This window comes from Shigella sp. SIG6, assembly GCF_053555815.1.
Genome location: NZ_JBQZXC010000078.1, coordinates 1 through 17,436, shown reverse-complemented (window position 1 = coordinate 17,436; position 17,436 = coordinate 1). Strand labels below are relative to the sequence as shown.

The following is a 17,436-nucleotide window of genomic DNA, read 5'->3' as shown; positions in this document are numbered from 1 at the left end:
CAGAAGGTGGCGTTAAATCTCGCTTCAGGTGAAGGGAATTTCTTTATCCGTCCTGGCGGCGTGTTTTATGTCGCGGGAGATAAAGTCGGCATCGTTCGTCTGGATGCTTTTAAAGCCAGTAAAGATATTCAGTTTGCGGTGCAGTCAGGACCAATGTTGATGGAAAACGGTGTAATTAATCCGCGTATTCATCCCAACGTCGCCTCACGTAAAATTCGTAACGGTGTTGGGATTAATAAACATGGGAATGCCGTGTTTTTGTTGAGCCAGCAGGCGACAAATTTTTATGATTTTGCCTGTTATGCCAAAGCGAAACTGAACGTTGAGCAGCTGCTTTATCTTGGTGGCACGATTTCACATATGTATATGAAAGGCGGGGCAATCCCGTGGCAACGCTATCCTTTTGTCACCATGATTTCCGTCGAGCGGAAAGGTTAGAATGATAGCTTTGTGTCAGATACTAAATATGCTGCTGATGCCGGATGCGGCGTAAACGCCTTATCCGGCCTACATGACGTTGCAATTTATTGAATCTGAATGATTTTTTAGGCCAAATAAGGTGCTCAGCACCGCATCCGGCAACGTTACACCGACTCCAGCCGGGCGTAAGCTGCCACCAGCCATTTGATTCCCTGGCCCTGGAATGCCACCTGCAAACGGCTATGTTCACCGCTGCCTTCCATATTGACGATGGTGCCTTCACCAAACTTAGCGTGGCGTACACGCTGGCCGAGCTTGTAGCCGCTGTCGTTCTCGACCATCGGCGTACCCATCCGCTGATGGCTGACCGGGCGGCTTACCGTGGCGCGCAGGCGCACCTCTTCCACACACTCTTCCGGCAACTCGCCAATAAAGCGCGACGGGCGATGGTAAACCTCTTTGCCATACAGACGGCGAGTTTCCGCGTAGGTCAGCGTCAGTTTCTGCATCGCGCGGGTTACGCCAACGTAGGCCAGACGGCGTTCTTCTTCCAGACGCCCGCCTTCATCCAGCGACATCTGGCTTGGGAACATGCCCTCTTCCATACCGACGATAAACACCTGCGGGAACTCCAGACCTTTCGCCGAGTGCATGGTCATCAGTTGTACCGCATCCTGCCAGGTATCCGCCTGCCCTTCGCCTGCTTCCAGCGCCGCATGGGATAGGAACGCCTGCAGCGGCATTAAATCTTCGTCTTCTTCGTTGTAGCTGAACTGGCGCGTTGCCGTCACCAGTTCCTCTAAGTTTTCGATACGCGTCTGACCTTTTTCGCCCTTCTCCTGCTCGTACATGGTACGCAGGCCGGAGTCTTTAATTACCCGGTCAGTCTGTACATGCAGCGGCATATCGGCAGTTTCCTGCGCTAAGGCGTCGATCAGTTCCATAAACCGCTGTAAGGCGCTGGCAGCACGTCCGGCGAGGGCTTTTTCCTGCAACAGTTCACGACATGCCTGCCAGAGTGTTAACTGGCGATCGCGCGATGTCTGACGTACCACGTCCAGCGTCCGGTCACCAATACCCCGCGTTGGCGTATTCACCACACGCTCAAAGGCCGCGTCGTCGTTACGGTTGGCAATCAGGCGCAGATACGAGAGCGCATCTTTGATTTCCTGGCGTTCGAAGAAGCGCATCCCGCCGTAAATACGGTACGGCATACTCGCCTGCAACAGTGCTTCTTCCAGCACACGCGACTGGGCGTTACTGCGGTAGAGAATGGCGCACTCGGCAAGCGCCCCGCCGTTGTCCTGCCAGGTTTTGATGCGGTTAACCACAAAACGCGCTTCATCGAGTTCGTTAAAAGCGCAATAGAGGGAAATAGGCTCACCGTCCGCGCCATCGGTCCACAGTTTTTTACCCAGACGCCCGTTATTGTTTTCAATCAGGGCGTTAGCGGCGCTCAGAATATTGCTGGTAGAGCGGTAGTTTTGCTCCAGACGAATAATTTCGGCACCGGGGAAATCATTAAGGAAACGCTGAATATTCTCCACCTGCGCCCCGCGCCAGCCGTAGATTGACTGGTCGTCATCACCGACGATCATCACTTTGCCGGTGTCGCCCGCCAGCAGGCGGATCCACGCGTACTGAATGTTGTTGGTATCCTGGAATTCGTCCACCAGGATATTGGTAAAACGTTCGCGGTAGTGTTGTAGGATATGCGGCTTGTTAAGCCACAGTTCGTGAGCGCGCAGCAGCAGCTCGGCGAAGTCCACCAGGCCCGCGCGATCGCACGCTTCCTGATACGCCTGATACACCTTCTGCCAGGTCTGCTCCACCGGATTACCGTAGCTTTGAATATGATGCGGACGCAGGCCTTCATCTTTCTGGCTGTTGATGTACCACATTGCCTGGCGCGGCGGCCACTGCTTCTCGTCGAGGTTCATGGCTTTGATCAGACGCTTAAGCAGGCGTAGCTGATCTTCGCTATCGAGGATCTGGAAATCCTGCGGCAGATTGGCGTCCATATGGTGCGCACGCAGCAGGCGGTGCGCCAGCCCGTGGAAGGTGCCTACCCACATGCCGCCCTGGCTGGTGCCCATCAGTTGTCCGATACGATGACGCATCTCCGCCGCCGCTTTGTTGGTAAACGTCACAGCCATAATCGAGTATGGCGAGCAGTTTTCCACGCTCATCAGCCAGGCGATACGATGCACCAGTACGCGCGTCTTACCACTGCCCGCGCCCGCCAGCACCAGAAGGTTGCTGCGTGGCGCGGCCACCGCTTCGCGCTGTTTGTCATTAAGGCTGTCGAGCAGGTAAGAAACGTCCATTGGCACCGCCGCGTAAAAATAGGTTGGGCGGAGAAGCGCAACGCCCTCCGCCAAAAAGCTGGGTATATATACAGATTTGCTGATTATATCAGCGAGGTCAGAGATGCCAACCGGGAAATTTCCAGATGTGGCAGTAAACGGCTGTCCCAGGTTTGCATCAGATCGCCATTTTCCGGTCTGATCCAACAAGCCTGCATTCCGCTGCGAATTGCCCCACCCACGTCAGTGGTGAGATCGTCCCCAACATGTAAGATCTCGCCGATCGGCACGTTGAGTTTTTCCGCAGCCAAAAAGTACATATCGCTGAACGGTTTTGAGCGCCCGTGCGGGCCAGCGCGCAGCACAAACTCAAAATAATCCCCCAAACCAAACAGTTCCGGCTGGGCGTTACCGTTGGTGATCGCCACCAGCGGCCATTTCTTCGCCAGCTGTTTTAAGGTGTCGTGAGTTTGCTGCGGGACGTCGATTCGGCTGCGCCATTTGGCAAAGTTAATCATTGCTGCGTGTGCGCCTGCACTGGCTTCTTCGGCACTCAGCCCGGCGTCGAGCATCGCTTGTTCAATCGAACGAAAACGCCAACGCGTCACGTCGTGATAAATCTCGGGTTCCGCTTCCCGTACCGCCTGGCGCAGGCGTTGCAGATCTTCATTCTGGAAGCTGCGCAGCGCCGGATGATAATTTTGCACAAAGGTAAGCGCCTCTCGCTCGGTGCGCAAAATCACCGGACGGTTATCGTAAAGGGTATCATCCAGGTCAAAGGTGAGCGCCGAGATGCGCCCCAAAGGCCGGTAAAAACGCATTATTTCCCCCGTTTGGCGCGTGGATGCGCCGCATCGTACACCGAGGCAAGGTGTTGAAAATCAAGATGAGTATAGATTTGCGTGGTGGAGAGGTTGGCATGACCCAGTAGCTCCTGCACACCACGAAGATCGCCGCTCGACTCCAGCATATGCGTAGCGAACGAGTGACGTAATTTATGTGGGTGAACGTGATTATTCAGCCCTTGTTTTATGCCCCATTCGGCAAAGCGTTTCTGCACATTACGCGCGGAGATACGCTTGCCCAGTTTCGACAGAAAAAGCGCGTCGTCTTCGCTACCAAACAGGTCGCGCAAATCAAGCCAGTGCTCAATCCACGCCACAGCGTTGCGACCAATCGGCAGGCGGCGCTCTTTGCTGCCTTTCCCCATCACCCACACTTCGCCGGACTCCAGGTCGAGGTGTTTGATATCCAGCCCCACCAGCTCGGAAAGACGCAGACCCGCGCCGTACATCACTTCCAGCATTGCACGGTCGCGTACAGCGAGGGGATCGTTGATATCAATATCCAGCAGCCGATTCATATCGTCGACGTCGATATTTTTCGGCAGATGACGCGGCGCTTTCGGTGCCGAAACTCCTTTCGCCGGGTTAGCTTTGAGTTCGTTCTGGCTGACCAGCCAGTCAAAAAAGCTACGTAGCGCAGAAAGCCGTAACGCCAGACTTGCTGCTCCCAGCCCTTTACGGCGACTGCGTACAGCAAAATTACGTACCATCGCTGCATCGCATTGTTGCCAGCTTTGCAGGCCGTTTTCGCTGGCAAAATTGATGATCGCCTCAAGCTGACGCTGGTAGTTAAGTAGGGTTATCGGGCTAAGCTGACGCTCCACGCTCAGATAACGTAGGTAGCGTTCTACATCGGTGTGTAAATCGGTCATACGCGTTCAATCCAACGCTCCAGAAGCTCCGGCAACATCAGCGCAATTTCATGAAGTAACTGCGTTCCCTGCCCTTGTTGATAGTGACTGGCATCGCGACTGGTAAACAGCACAACACCCAAATCAGCATCGCTTCCCAGCATCGACATCGCCACCGATCCCACCGCTTTCGCTTCCGGTAGCACCACCAGCAGCTCCGGTCCGTTAAGCGGCCCAAGATAGTGCTGTTCCTGCCCCAAACGCTGAATACGCAGCGGTTCGAAAGACTGACGGCTTAATGCCAGATGAGTGTGGTTCGACGGCGCACCTAAGCGCCAGCGATCTGGAAACAGGCGCAGACTCGCACCAGCCAGGCCGAGATCGCGCGCCCAGCGGTGAAAGCGCATCAGCATATCGTCGAGACTGCTGGCGGCGGTGAGACTGCGCTGCAGGTAGAGTAGGCGATAAAACAGCCCTTCGTTGGCGATAGCCTGCTCCATCAACAACGCCATGTTCTCTTCCAGAACATGAATGTGATTACGTGCGCGGGCCATGTGCCACTCGACCAACGAAACGGTGCCGCGTACCGGATGCGGCACACGTATCGCTTCTACTGCGCGCGCATTGCGGATAAAAAACTCAGGATTTTTAATCAGATAATCGACAACCGCCCGGTCATCAAGCTCCGTGAGTGTTTCCTGCAGTTCTTCCCCTGGTTGCTTCATAGATGAATAAATCCGTCGTAGACATGTACCGCCGGGCCAGTCATATATAACGGGTGACCCGGACCTTTCCAGGCGATATCAAGACGACCGCCGGGGAGTTCCACGCGTACTTCTTCGTCCAGCAAACCTTGCTGAATCCCTACCGCCACCGCCGCACACGCGCCGCTGCCGCAGGCCTGGGTTTCTCCTGCCCCACGCTCATAAACGCGTAAACGAATATGCTCGCGCTTAACCACTTGCATAAAACCGATATTGGCGCGCTCCGGAAAACGCTCGTGACTTTCCAGAACAGGACCAAGCGTTTCTACCGCCGCGGTATCGACATCATCGACCTGAATCACGCAATGCGGATTTCCCATCGACACCACGCCGCATAAGATTGTCTGCTCGGCGGCGCGCATAATATAGGTCTTTTCCGCTTTGTTAGCGCGAAACGGCACGGCGGAAGGTTCGAAGTTGGGTTCGCCCATATTTACGCGGACCAGATCATCATCGGTGACGGTCAGAACCATCCGCCCGTTGGCGGTGCTGACGCGGATATCACGCTTATTGGTCAGTCCTTTCAGACGCACAAAACGGGCAAAGCAGCGCGCACCGTTACCGCACTGCGCCACTTCACTGCCATCAGCATTGAAAATGCGATAGTGAAAATCCAGTTCAGGATCATACGGCGGCTCAACCACCAGCAGCTGGTCAAACCCTACCCCCAGGTGCCGATCCGCCAGGCGACGAATCAGCTCCGGTGAAAAAAAGACATTCTGCGTTACCGCGTCGACGACCATAAAATCGTTGCCAAGGCCATGCATTTTCGAGAACTGCATCATTTACTCCAATCACGCGGGTACAGAAACTGACTTTTAGTAATTCACCTGGGATGGACCATCGCCAGTGGCGCGATCGTTTTTATCCGGCACCGTGGATTGCGTTTGCGTCTCTACCGGTTTGGTCGGCGGCGGTGCGTTTTTATCTGCAGGCGGGAAATAGAGCGGACCTTTCAGACCGCAGCCCGTCAGGCTGAAGAGAGTAAGTAATACAGTGAGTACCTTAAACACGTTTTTCATTATGGATTGCCTGTAAAGTTCATCGCTTTCTGCTTTCTATCATCGCAGGAGAAGGCGTAAAAGCAAGCGTTTAGCGACTCTTTATGAAGTCTGAAAAGTGAGGAAATGCTGCGAGTATAACGCTTACTCGTGAGGATTTATGTTCTGCTGGCAGTTTCGTGATCAACACCTCGCGCCAGGATGGCTTTATGCACTATCGCAATGTGGTTTGTTTGTTGGCTTGTTCATTGTTTTTATCGTCGGCATGGGGATGTCGGCTTTCCGCACCTGAACATAATATTTACCAGAAACAGGGAAAAGGCGTGGTGTACCTGCGCCCTTATAAAGAAACAAATCTTTCTCTACCTGACGTGAATTACAAGAGTTTGCGTCGGTTACCCAATTTATTAATAGACCCGACAACACTAGACGAATGGGATAAAGAACCGCCTCTGACTGATTTGACAACCGACTACCTCTATGAGGGCGCACAGGCCTGGTATCCTCATTATTCATGGCATAGCGATGGTCGCAATATCCTCTACGCGGGTGAAGTTGTGCAAAACCCTCCCGGCACACCTCCCGTCGATGTCGCCTCGTTCAAGGCATGGGGTGATTTTGCCGCAGATAAACACAGTCTCTATTTTGAAGGCAAGCGCACCGATGACAATGGTGGTGGAAATAGCTTGGATATCAAAACGCTGCATCAGGTGGAATTCCGGCCTCCCTGGGATCCTGACTTACTGGGGCTGATATTACGTGACGCTAATTTCTTGTATATCAATGGGCATCGCCTCGCTGACCCCGAGAGTTTCCGTGTGCTGGCGCAGAAGTCCTGGGATCAGCGAGGAAAGTTTTCCACCATGTTTAACCCCTGCATTGCCGTACCATTTGGCCCCTGGGATACCCTGGCTCGTACACGGACCAAAATCCTGCTCAACGGCGAACAGCTTGATGCCGACCCGGACACCTTTTCCGTCGTGCGCTGGATGCCCGGCTCACTCTTGACCTGGCGTGATAAAAACGGGCTGCAGCGTAAAGTCCTCGACAAGGAAAATCTGGCGTGAGATGAAGATTTAACAAAGCACTGTCTGGATTTTTCTCTGCTGGAAAAGAAAGTGTTCTGGCGTAAAGGACCTGCTTGTAAACAGGAAGAATTACCCGGACTCGATCCGGAGCAGTTTCAACCCATCAGTGATGCTGTCGCCCAGTATCAGGACTCGCTTTATACCATCATCGAAACAGAGTCTGGTGACCGTAAGCTGGAGATCGTGAAACTTGATGATCCCAATCTTATTATCAACAAACGTTTCAACGCCGGGAAACGCCACGGCTATTTACTTACGCGTGCCGAAGGGTGGCCATACCATTCCGGTTTACACGTGTTTGAATCTGACGGACCGCTGATCTTACTGGATAACCGTTCTCCGGATGAACGCGAAGCCCATCTTAATGACCATCCCTTTTTGCGCAGATGGTATGCCCGCGATAACCGCTACATTTACAGCTTTGATGGCGCGCAGCTCTGGCGATACCGCACCGCTGATCCGAAACAAGTTCGCTTAATCTGGAAGGAACAACATTCGGGATATGTCTATGGCGTAAATTACAAAACGGGATATCTGGACGGAAAAATTACTGATGACGGCGAATTTATTCCTGCCCCGCGCAATGAGGCGACAAAATGAAGGGTCAAATAATCACAGTTGCACTCATCCTGTTGGGACACACATTTCTGACGCCTGCTGTACAGGCCATAGGGTTCGACTATTACAATGATCACGGTGTTATGTCTTACGGTAAAGGTTATTGGGGGGATAAGAAAATCATTGCCCAGTTTCCGGAGATGAGCAGGGCCGATTTGCGCCTTGTGAAAAATATCTCTGGGAAAACGGGTTATATACCTTCCGATGAAATAAGCATAGAAAATGAGGAATACCACTGGGTGGCAGACGGCCGCGTTATTCTCTGGCGTGGCAAAATCGTTAGCAATCCACCGGGAACACCCACTGTCGATATTGCCAGCTTTCAGGCTATGGGCCGCTTCGCGGTCGATAAATATAGCCTCTATTTTGACGGACAGCGCACCGAAAGTAATAGCGGCGCGTCACGTGTTGATCTGGCGACACTAAAAGCTATCGAAGGTAACTCTACCACGCTGGTGGATAGTAAAAATCTCTACTTGTCCGGTCGACGTCAGGGGAGCAGCAGTGATGTTACTGTATTAGAAAAAAGATGGTGGGGTATTAATCCACGTCTTATGAGTGTAAACAGAAATTCATATTCCAATGATCTGCTTATCCGCAGTGGGCAGAATATTTATTTAAATGGCGTTCACCTTACGGCGAATGCAGACTCATTTGAGATAATTCGCTGGATACCTCATTCACTGCTGGTTTTTCGCGACAATAAGGGTCTGCATCGTTATCCCTTTGGTCAATTATCAGGCAAAGCGATACCCGTAGATGATGACGTCTCTTTTGAAGTAGGGGAAAGTCGCGTTCGCTGGCGTAAACAGCTCACGCCCGACCGTCAGTGGAGCAAGTGGATAGACCTACCAGGTATTGAACCTGAACAATTCCATCTGATTACTGGCAATATTGCGCAATATAAAGATCGGCTGTATGTAACAAAATTATCGACATTTGGTGAAGACCAGCTTGAGATAATCCCGCTGGATACGCCAGACCTGGTCATTGATCGCTCATTTAATAGCGGCAAACAGCATGCTTACTTTATCCGCCAATTACGGTCAAAGAGCTTGCAAATTATTCCAGTTAACGGTCCGCTAACTAAAAACGATCGCTTCGCTTATGACGATCACAATGTTTATACATGGACCGATACAGAGGTAAGGATTACGCCCTCCCCCTGCCCGGCGAAAACTCGTGTCAGAGAGGAGAACGTACGTGAAGTTCAAAACAGAGACATCATTATTCCGGTGACGGATGAATCATGCCGGAACGCAGCAGCAGAGGTGCAAACTTTGAAGCCCTGACCCCATGCCGCTATACTGCCGCCATCACTTAAAAACAGGATACAACAATGAACGACAGTGAATTTCATCGCCTGGCTGATCAACTGTGGCTGACCATTGAAGAGCGTCTGGACGACAGGGATGGCGACAGCGATATCGACTGCGAAATCAACGGCGGCGTACTGACCATTACCTTTGAAAACGGCAGCAAAATCATTATTAACCGCCAGGAGCCGCTGCACCAGGTGTGGCTGGCAACCAAACAGGGCGGCTACCATTTTGACCTGAAAGGCGATGAATGGATTTGCGATCGCAGCGGCGAAACCTTCTGGGATTTTCTGGAACAGGCGGCGACGCAACAGGCGGGTGAAACAGTCAGTTTCCGCTAAGATTGCATGCCGGATAAGCCTCGCTTTCCGGCACGCTCATCACGAAAAATACTGCTGTAATAGCGGTGTATCGTGATCCTGATTGGCGGGCGGCAGGTTGCCAATCGATTTTGTTCGGAACGGAATCACCTGTTCGCGACCATCAACCTTCACAATCTGATAGAACTGCGGCAGGTTGAAGTTGATGAAGCTTGAGCCGTAGGTGAAGCGGTCGTGCGATGACGAGTAGAAGCGACTGACGTCACGTACCAGCTCCTCTTTGCTGCCTTCGCAGTGGTGATACACCTCAACCCGGTTGCTTTCGTCGAGAATGTAGATATTAAAGCCATTCTCGTCTTGCGTTTCTTCGAAAAAGAACTGGATGATCCCTTCGCTGGCAAAGCCGTCCACCACCGCCGGTAATTTGACGTGATTGGTTTCAACCTGCACTGACAAGCCGTGCAGTTTGTTATGCGAAATAGCGCCATAAAACTCGATGGCGTTCTCCAGCTTCTGTACCGATACATTCAGGCGTTCGAAGAACAAGCCCCAGGTTTGACCAGAAACGCGCAGCGCCTTGAAACGCCCGGTTTCCTGGCGGGTGCTGGAAAGGCGCAGTTCAATACACTCAGAAACCAGTTGCTGCACGCGAGTACGGATTAAGCCGCGCAGATGCTGGCTATAACAGAAGACTTCCACGCTATCTGGCGGTGCGGCGTCCTGATGCATTTTGCCGAGAATAGTTTTCAGGGCTTCGATCATCGATTGCTCGCCGTTGAAGTGCAGCGTACGCACTTCGTTCCACGAGTTGCGGTACAGCAGGTCAACGCTACCTACCAGGCAATTTTGATTCTCGCCAAAGCTGAAGACATCCAGCTTACGGAAATCAAAATGCACCACCTGATTGCGGAACGCAGCTGTCGGGTCATATTCCAGGTTAACGATAATCGCCAGATGGCGAATCTCACACGGGCTGTAGAGCGCCTTCGGTGTCGGTGCAGGTAAGCGCAGCGGGAAATGGTGCGACACGTCGGCGACCATCTCCTGCAACTTAGGCAAATCGACAATGCCGTTACCTTTAATATACAAACGGGTGCGCGAGGTCAGCAGGCCGTTAAACCATGCCCACGCCACCAGTTTATTCAGGTAACGGTTATATTCCAGCGGCTGATGGCTGATGATCGACTCAATATTTGGCGCGCGGTTATACAGATACCAACCTGAACGGTTAGCCCGGCCCGGCGGCACATAAATAAAGGTCAGATTCGGTTCCGAGAGATCGGGTGAAATCTGCGGGTTTACCAGCGTCACTTTACCTGGCAATGCTTCAAACGCAGCATACAGTTTACGCGTCAGTACGCCGATATCCTGCGGACTGGCGGAGACGCTAAGGTTCTTGCGACGCGCAAAGCGGATCAGATTACGGTAGCTCTGCATCATCGCGTCGAGCAGCTCGTTGTGCGCCTCACGCACCTGATCAATCTTCCAGTTAGCACGGTTATCGAGCATTGCCAGACGAGCTTCGTCCCAACCCCACTCGCTCACTAACTGGCTCAACACTGCGCGACGCCAGCCTACACAGGCGCGTTCACGGCTGAGTTTTTCGCACACTTTTAAATAGAAGCAGCGACGTACTAAATCCAGACGGGTGAAATCTTCAATCGCCGTCAGGTATTCAGTAACACGCTCCAGCATCATGCAGTATGGATCGAGGCCAAACGATACAATCTCGCCGTCGTGCAAACGCTGTTTGATATCTTTCGCCAGCAGACGTGGGTTCGGGTATTCCCAGGAATAGGCTTCCAGCAGCAGTGTTTTCAGCACCGCTTTGTATGGGGAATCGATACTCTTGTAGAGCTGCCAAAGGCTGGCACCAAAGTACTCTTCAGCAGAAAGCGAGCTTAAGCCACCGAGATCCAGCCATTCATTTGGCGTCAGCACGCCCTGCGCGTAAAGCGTCATCACATAGTCGTCGTAATGCTCTTCTTCGTCGCACGGCACCATATTCCACAGAATACGCTTACCGGCGAGACGCACGGCAGTACGATAAAATTCGTCAAGCAGCAGTATATGCTGGGTGGAGCCACAATCTTCGCCCCCCAGGCTGCCGCTTTCATTATGACGGAAGCGGTTTTCATCAATCAGGAAGAAGCTGACTTCCACACCCAGCGAGGCGGCCCAGCTTTCCAGCAGGCTGCATTTACGTTGTAGTAACTGGCGCTCTTCGCTATCGAGCCAGGATTGATGACAGACCCAGATATCCAGGTCAGAGGAACAACTTTGCCCTACGGACGAGGTGCTGCCCATGGTGTATACACCAGTAATTGGAAGCTCACCTTTCGGTGGATCCTGTACTGACATTCCACGATACAGTTCAAGCTCGTTCAGGTAGTGGCGTTGAGTTTCATCAGGCGTGTAAAGGCAAATGCCTTTGGGAACATTACCATCAAGGTAACCCGGCATTAGCGGATGGTGATAGTGCAACAATGTCGGCAGTAGACTGTAGACCTGTTGGAATGCAGGCCCCATAGCAGCAAGCGCGCGATCCACACGCAATTGATTTATGGCATCCAGTCTCTGTTTCAGAGTCTCAATATAGAGGTACAAGACGTATCGCCTGATTTGCTACCCGTCATGACTGTGATTCCGCCAACATCAACGGTAACACGCGGCATTCGGGATATTTCGTATGTCAAAGGTAACCGTTACCACTTTTCGAGCCTGGTTTTTTTAGTTTCACGACGAAAAAATGGTCTAAAACGTGATCAATTTAACACCTTGCTGATTGACCGTAAAGAAAGATGCGCTACATACAAGTGTAGCACCGTTTATTCTCTGTAAATTCCTTATTACGACGGCGTGAAACGCCTGTCAGGATCCACTGCCAGACCTCATTTTACGGTTTGCGCAGGCGTCTACGTTTCACCACAACACTGACATCACTCTGGCAAGGATGTTAGGATGGACCACGGATGATAATGACGGTAACAAGCATGTTAGACAATGTTTTAAGAATTGCCACACGCCAAAGCCCACTTGCACTCTGGCAGGCACACTATGTCAAAGACAAGTTGATGGCGAGCCATCCGGGCCTGGTCGTTGAACTGGTACCGATGGTGACGCGCGGCGATGTGATTCTTGATACGCCGCTGGCGAAAGTAGGCGGAAAAGGCTTATTTGTAAAAGAGCTGGAAGTCGCGCTCCTGGAGAATCGCGCTGATATCGCCGTACATTCAATGAAAGATGTGCCGGTTGAATTCCCGCAAGGTCTGGGGCTGGTCACTATTTGCGAGCGTGAAGATCCTCGCGATGCCTTTGTGTCCAATAACTATGACAGTCTGGATGCGTTACCAGCAGGCAGTATCGTCGGGACGTCCAGTTTACGTCGCCAGTGCCAACTGGCTGAACGCCGCCCGGATCTGATTATCCGCTCCCTGCGCGGCAACGTCGGCACTCGCCTGAGCAAACTAGATAACGGCGAATACGATGCCATCATTCTTGCCGTAGCCGGACTAAAACGTTTAGGTCTGGAGTCCCGCATTCGCGCCGCGTTACCACCCGAGATTTCTCTTCCGGCGGTAGGACAAGGTGCAGTCGGTATTGAATGCCGCCTTGATGATACACGCACTCGCGAGCTGCTTGCCGCGCTGAATCACCACGAAACTGCACTGCGCGTTACCGCAGAACGCGCCATGAATACCCGTCTCGAAGGCGGATGTCAGGTGCCAATTGGTAGCTACGCCGAGCTTATTGATGGCGAAATCTGGCTACGTGCGCTGGTCGGCGCGCCGGACGGTTCGCAGATTATTCGCGGTGAACGCCGCGGTGCGCCGCAAGATGCCGAACAAATGGGGATTTCGCTGGCAGAAGAGCTACTGAATAACGGCGCGCGCGAGATCCTCGCTGAAGTCTATAACGGAGAGGCCCCGGCATGAGTATCCTGGTCACCCGCCCGTCTCCCGCTGGAGAAGAGTTAGTGAGCCGTCTGCGCACACTGGGGCAGGTGGCCTGGCATTTTCCGCTGATTGAGTTTTCTCCGGGTCGACAATTACCGCAACTTGCTGATCAACTGGCAGCGCTGGGGGAGAGCGATCTGTTGTTTGCCCTCTCGCAACACGCGGTTGCTTTTGCCCAATCACAGCTGCATCAGCAAGATCGTAAATGGCCCCAACTACCTACTTATTTCGCCATTGGACGCACCACCGCACTGGCGCTACATACCGTAAGCGGACAGAAGATTCTCTACCCACAGGATCGGGAAATCAGCGAAGTCTTGCTACAATTACCTGAATTACAAAATATTGCGGGCAAACGTGCGCTGATATTACGTGGCAATGGCGGTCGTGAGCTAATTGGGGATACCCTGACGGTGCGCGGTGCTGAGGTCACTTTTTGTGAATGTTATCAACGATGCGCAATCCATTACGATGGTGCAGAAGAAGCGATGCGCTGGCAATCCCGCGAGGTGACGATGGTCGTTGTTACCAGCGGTGAAATGTTGCAGCAACTCTGGTCGCTGATCCCACAATGGTATCGTGAGCACTGGTTACTACACTGTCGACTATTGGTCGTCAGTGAGCGTTTGGCGAAACTCGCCCGGGAACTGGGCTGGCAAGACATTAAGGTCGCCGATAACGCTGACAACGATGCGCTTTTACGGGCATTACAATAACTCTCATAACAGGAAGCCATAATGACGGAACAAGAAAAAACCTCCGCCGTGGTTGAAGAGACCAGGGAGGCCGTGGACACCACGTCACAACCTGTCGCAACAGAAAAAAAGAGTAAGAACAATACTGCATTGATTCTCAGCGCGGTGGCTATCGCTATTGCTCTGGCGGCGGGTGTCGGTTTGTATGGCTGGGGTAAACAACAGGCCGTCAATCAGACCGCCACCAGCGATGCCCTGGCTAACCAACTGACGGCATTGCAAAAAGCCCAGGAGAGCCAAAAAGCCGAGCTGGAAGGCATTATTAAGCAACAAGCTGCGCAGCTTAAGCAGGCGAATCGTCAGCAAGAAACGCTGGCAAAACAGTTGGATGAAGTCCAACAAAAGATCGCCACCATTTCCGGCAGCGATGCTAAAACCTGGCTGCTGGCTCAGGCCGATTTTCTGGTGAAACTCGCCGGACGGAAGCTGTGGAGCGATCAGGACGTCACGACCTCTGCAGCGTTGCTGAAAAGTGCAGACGCCAGCCTGGCGGATATGAATGACCCGAGTCTGATTACCGTTCGTCGGGCAATTACCGATGATATCGCCAGCCTTTCTGCAGTATCGCAGGTGGATTATGACGGCATCATCCTTAAGCTTAATCAGCTTTCAAATCAGGTAGATAACCTGCGTCTGGCCGATAATGACAGCGATGGTTCGCCGATGGATTCAGACGGTGAAGAGCTTTCCAGTTCCATCAGCGAATGGCGTATCAATCTGCAAAAAAGCTGGCAGAACTTTATGGACAACTTCATTACGATTCGCCGTCGTGATGACACCGCCGTACCGCTGTTAGCGCCAAATCAGGATATCTATCTGCGCGAAAATATTCGCTCTCGCCTGCTGGTCGCAGCACAAGCTGTACCGCGTCATCAGGAAGAGACTTATCGCCAGGCGCTGGAGAACGTCTCCACCTGGGTACGTGCTTACTACGATACTGATGATGCCACCACCAAAGCGTTCCTCGACGAGGTGGACCAGTTAAGCCAGCAAAATATCTCGATGGATCTTCCGGAAACCCTGCAAAGCCAGGCGATGCTGGAAAAACTGATGCAGACTCGCGTGCGTAACCTGCTGGCACAACCGGCAGCGGGGACAACGGAAGCTAAACCTGCACCTGCACCTGCACCTGCACCTGCACCTGCACCTGCACCTGCACCTGCACCTGCACCTGCACCTGCACCGCAAGGTGATACTCCGGCAGCCGCGCCGCAAGGAGAATAACCATGCTAAAAGTGTTATTACTCTTTGTTTTGCTGATTGCGGGGATAGTGGTTGGCCCGATGATTGCCGGTCATCAGGGTTATGTGCTGATCCAGACCGACAACTACAATATCGAAACCAGCGTCACGGGCCTGGCGATCATATTGATTCTGGCGATGGTAGTGCTGTTTGCCATTGAGTGGCTACTGCGGCGGATCTTCCGCACTGGCGCGCACACCCGTGGATGGTTTGTCGGACGTAAGCGTCGCCGTGCGCGTAAGCAGACCGAACAGGCGCTGCTGAAACTGGCGGAAGGTGATTATCAGCAAGTTGAAAAGCTGATGGCGAAAAATGCCGATCACGCTGAACAACCGGTGGTGAACTATCTACTGGCTGCCGAAGCCGCGCAACAACGTGGTGATGAAGCACGCGCCAACCAACATCTGGAACGCGCAGCGGAGCTGGCCGGCAATGACACCATTCCGGTAGAAATCACCCGTGTACGTCTGCAACTGGCCCGTAATGAAAACCATGCTGCACGCCACGGCGTGGATAAGCTGCTGGAAGTTACGCCACGCCATCCTGAAGTATTACGTCTGGCGGAACAGGCGTATATCCGCACAGGGGCATGGAGTTCTCTGCTGGATATCATCCCATCAATGGCGAAAGCCCATGTTGGTGATGAAGAACATCGTGCAATGCTGGAACAACAGGCATGGATTGGCCTGATGGATCAGGCGCGTGCCGATAACGGTAGTGAAGGTTTGCGTAACTGGTGGAAAAACCAAAGCCGGAAAACGCGTCATCAGGTAGCGTTGCAGGTGGCAATGGCGGAACATCTTATTGAATGTGACGATCATGATACTGCCCAGCAAATTATCATCGACGGCCTGAAACGCCAGTATGACGATCGCCTACTGCTGCCGATCCCGCGTCTGAAAACCAATAACCCGGAACAGCTGGAAAAAGTGCTACGCCAGCAAATCAAAAACGTCGGTGATCGCCCGCTGTTGTGGAGCACATTGGGTCAGTCACTGATGAAGCACGGTGAATGGCAGGAAGCATCGCTCGCCTTCCGCGCGGCGCTGAAACAACGTCCGGACGCCTACGATTACGCATGGCTTGCCGACGCGCTGGACAGACTGCACAAGCCGGAAGAAGCTGCAGCGATGCGTCGCGACGGTTTGATGTTAACGTTGCAGAATAACCCGCCACAGTAGTTCCTTCTCACCCGGAGGAAAGCACCTCCGGGACCTTTCTGATGCATAAAAAAACGCCTGTTCTTATTACGGAGCAGGCGTTAAAACAGGTCTGTATGACAACAAGTGGGTGCTTCACTCAACGTTGTGTCCATGGTGTCTGATGAGGCATAAGCGACATCTGTCAGTGGACGATAAGCACCGTAAACGGCTCTGCGTCATTCCGGAGTTTATGAGGCACTAAGGCGAACATAAGAGATGGAATGAGCATCTACTCGTTTATTATGCCACAGAGAATCGGGAAATAACATCCCTTAACACTTGTTATGAGATAATTCTGTAATCCTCTTTGCTTCCTGAGTAATAACTTCCTGAGTGAATATTTAACCTGAGCTTGATCCTACACATACTTATTATGAATGATAAAATTCATTCAATTAATAACACATATATTAATTGCCGTTAAAACTAAAAACAGCATCAATAATCAACGCGATATAATAAACCTGCCTTACATATCAACTGCGCCAGAGGTAGGATTGAAAACGCTCTCCTGATTTTCCAATTCATTTTCTGGATAAATAAATAATTTATTTTTGTCACTATTATTTATGTAATCATCCTGTCAGGGAGAGGGATCCCAATTATCAATGCTTAATTACGTCATCATTTTGATGACATGAAACCGGAGCATTTTGCATGGAATTTTCGTTTTCACCCAAACGTCTTGTTGTTGCTGTCGCCGCCGCTCTTCCTCTCATGGCCAGCGCAGCAGATACCCCGTCAACTGC

General features: G+C 52.3%; 14 protein-coding genes and 2 pseudogenes. 9 read left to right on the top strand and 7 right to left on the bottom strand.

The genetic code is table 11. The annotated features are described in order from the left end of the window. On the top strand, positions 1 to 438 hold a 438-nt coding region (locus tag ACUU1M_RS13330), incomplete at its 5' end, for a phosphodiester glycosidase family protein (RefSeq protein WP_449144201.1). Positions 439 to 584: 146 nt separating this feature from the next. Here the strand turns inward: ACUU1M_RS13330 and uvrD are convergent. From uvrD to lptM, 6 genes are all read right to left on the bottom strand, one after another. Beyond that, positions 585 to 2,747, bottom strand: a complete 2,163-nt coding sequence (uvrD, locus tag ACUU1M_RS13325; RefSeq protein ID WP_000383393.1) for a DNA helicase II — start codon at positions 2,745 to 2,747, stop codon at positions 585 to 587. An 83-nt stretch (positions 2,748 to 2,830) separates the two neighbouring features. Then, the gene (gene yigB / locus ACUU1M_RS13320) at positions 2,831 to 3,547 is read right to left on the bottom strand and encodes a 5-amino-6-(5-phospho-D-ribitylamino)uracil phosphatase YigB (protein WP_001213584.1); all 717 of its coding nucleotides are present in this window, start codon (positions 3,545 to 3,547) and stop codon (positions 2,831 to 2,833) included. Beyond that, entirely contained in the window at positions 3,547 to 4,443 is an 897-nt protein-coding gene (gene xerC / locus ACUU1M_RS13315; protein ID WP_000130686.1) for a tyrosine recombinase XerC, read from the bottom strand. Before xerC ends, yigB begins: the two co-directional genes overlap by 1 nt. Continuing rightward, positions 4,440 to 5,147 (bottom strand): DUF484 domain-containing protein, encoded by a 708-nt coding sequence (locus ACUU1M_RS13310; protein ID WP_000812796.1) that lies wholly within the window; start codon positions 5,145 to 5,147, stop codon positions 4,440 to 4,442. The genes xerC and ACUU1M_RS13310 overlap by 4 nt, the downstream gene beginning before the upstream one ends. Continuing rightward, positions 5,144 to 5,968, bottom strand: coding sequence for a diaminopimelate epimerase (gene dapF, locus ACUU1M_RS13305; RefSeq protein ID WP_005001985.1), 825 nt, complete (start codon positions 5,966 to 5,968; stop codon positions 5,144 to 5,146). The genes ACUU1M_RS13310 and dapF overlap by 4 nt, the downstream gene beginning before the upstream one ends. A 36-nt stretch (positions 5,969 to 6,004) precedes the next feature. Then, positions 6,005 to 6,208 (bottom strand): LPS translocon maturation chaperone LptM, encoded by a 204-nt coding sequence (gene lptM, locus ACUU1M_RS13300; protein WP_000799905.1) that lies wholly within the window; start codon positions 6,206 to 6,208, stop codon positions 6,005 to 6,007. Positions 6,209 to 6,366: 158 nt separating this feature from the next. On the opposite strand from lptM, the pseudogene ACUU1M_RS13295 reads away from it, so the two are divergent. From ACUU1M_RS13295 to cyaY, 3 genes and pseudogenes are all read left to right on the top strand, one after another. Then, positions 6,367 to 7,875, top strand: a pseudogene (locus ACUU1M_RS13295) (DKNYY family protein). Then, the gene (locus ACUU1M_RS13290; RefSeq protein ID WP_000678265.1) at positions 7,872 to 9,185 is read left to right on the top strand and encodes a hypothetical protein; all 1,314 of its coding nucleotides are present in this window, start codon (positions 7,872 to 7,874) and stop codon (positions 9,183 to 9,185) included. Before ACUU1M_RS13295 ends, ACUU1M_RS13290 begins: the two are co-directional and overlap by 4 nt. A 47-nt stretch (positions 9,186 to 9,232) precedes the next feature. Further along, positions 9,233 to 9,553 carry an iron donor protein CyaY gene (cyaY, locus tag ACUU1M_RS13285; RefSeq protein ID WP_000999939.1) on the top strand — a complete coding sequence of 107 codons (321 nt, stop codon included), beginning with the start codon at positions 9,233 to 9,235 and terminating at the stop codon, positions 9,551 to 9,553. A 39-nt stretch (positions 9,554 to 9,592) separates the two neighbouring features. On the opposite strand, the gene cyaA is transcribed toward cyaY, so the two are convergent. Then, a complete protein-coding gene (gene cyaA / locus ACUU1M_RS13280) occupies positions 9,593 to 12,139 on the bottom strand; it encodes a class I adenylate cyclase (protein ID WP_449144674.1) in 2,547 nt (848 codons plus the stop codon). A gap of 386 nt (positions 12,140 to 12,525) precedes the next feature. On the opposite strand from cyaA, the gene hemC reads away from it, so the two are divergent. The 5 genes and pseudogenes from hemC to ACUU1M_RS13255 form a co-directional block, all read left to right on the top strand. Beyond that, the gene (gene hemC / locus ACUU1M_RS13275; RefSeq protein WP_005077498.1) at positions 12,526 to 13,467 is read left to right on the top strand and encodes a hydroxymethylbilane synthase; all 942 of its coding nucleotides are present in this window, start codon (positions 12,526 to 12,528) and stop codon (positions 13,465 to 13,467) included. After that, positions 13,464 to 14,204: a uroporphyrinogen-III synthase gene (gene hemD, locus ACUU1M_RS13270; protein ID WP_000026057.1), complete on the top strand. Its 741-nt coding sequence runs from the start codon at positions 13,464 to 13,466 to the stop codon at positions 14,202 to 14,204. The genes hemC and hemD overlap by 4 nt, the downstream gene beginning before the upstream one ends. Positions 14,205 to 14,225: 21 nt before the next feature. Beyond that, positions 14,226 to 15,467: a uroporphyrinogen-III C-methyltransferase gene (gene hemX, locus ACUU1M_RS13265; RefSeq protein ID WP_025755804.1), complete on the top strand. Its 1,242-nt coding sequence runs from the start codon at positions 14,226 to 14,228 to the stop codon at positions 15,465 to 15,467. 2 nt (positions 15,468 to 15,469) lie between these two features. Next, complete coding sequence (hemY, locus tag ACUU1M_RS13260; protein ID WP_000921791.1) at positions 15,470 to 16,666, top strand: protoheme IX biogenesis protein HemY; 1,197 nt, start codon at positions 15,470 to 15,472, stop codon at positions 16,664 to 16,666. 678 nt (positions 16,667 to 17,344) lie between these two features. Then, positions 17,345 to 17,436 (top strand): annotated as a pseudogene (locus tag ACUU1M_RS13255) (hypothetical protein); the annotation flags it as partial.

Bases quoted from the DNA above. Each gene is read 5' to 3' on its own strand.
- lptM (WP_000799905.1), bottom strand. From the start codon at position 6,208: ATGAAAAACGTGTTTAAGGTACTCACTGTATTACTTACTCTCTTCAGC.
- hemC (WP_005077498.1), top strand. From the start codon at position 12,526: ATGTTAGACAATGTTTTAAGAATTGCCACACGCCAAAGCCCACTTGCA.
- hemY (WP_000921791.1), top strand. From the start codon at position 15,470: ATGCTAAAAGTGTTATTACTCTTTGTTTTGCTGATTGCGGGGATAGTG.
- hemX (WP_025755804.1), top strand. From the start codon at position 14,226: ATGACGGAACAAGAAAAAACCTCCGCCGTGGTTGAAGAGACCAGGGAG.
- cyaY (WP_000999939.1), top strand. From the start codon at position 9,233: ATGAACGACAGTGAATTTCATCGCCTGGCTGATCAACTGTGGCTGACC.
- yigB (WP_001213584.1), bottom strand. From the start codon at position 3,547: ATGCGTTTTTACCGGCCTTTGGGGCGCATCTCGGCGCTCACCTTTGAC.
- uvrD (WP_000383393.1), bottom strand. From the start codon at position 2,747: ATGGACGTTTCTTACCTGCTCGACAGCCTTAATGACAAACAGCGCGAA.
- ACUU1M_RS13310 (WP_000812796.1), bottom strand. From the start codon at position 5,147: ATGAAGCAACCAGGGGAAGAACTGCAGGAAACACTCACGGAGCTTGAT.
- xerC (WP_000130686.1), bottom strand. From the start codon at position 4,443: ATGACCGATTTACACACCGATGTAGAACGCTACCTACGTTATCTGAGC.
- ACUU1M_RS13290 (WP_000678265.1), top strand. From the start codon at position 7,872: ATGAAGGGTCAAATAATCACAGTTGCACTCATCCTGTTGGGACACACA.
- dapF (WP_005001985.1), bottom strand. From the start codon at position 5,968: ATGCAGTTCTCGAAAATGCATGGCCTTGGCAACGATTTTATGGTCGTC.
- hemD (WP_000026057.1), top strand. From the start codon at position 13,464: ATGAGTATCCTGGTCACCCGCCCGTCTCCCGCTGGAGAAGAGTTAGTG.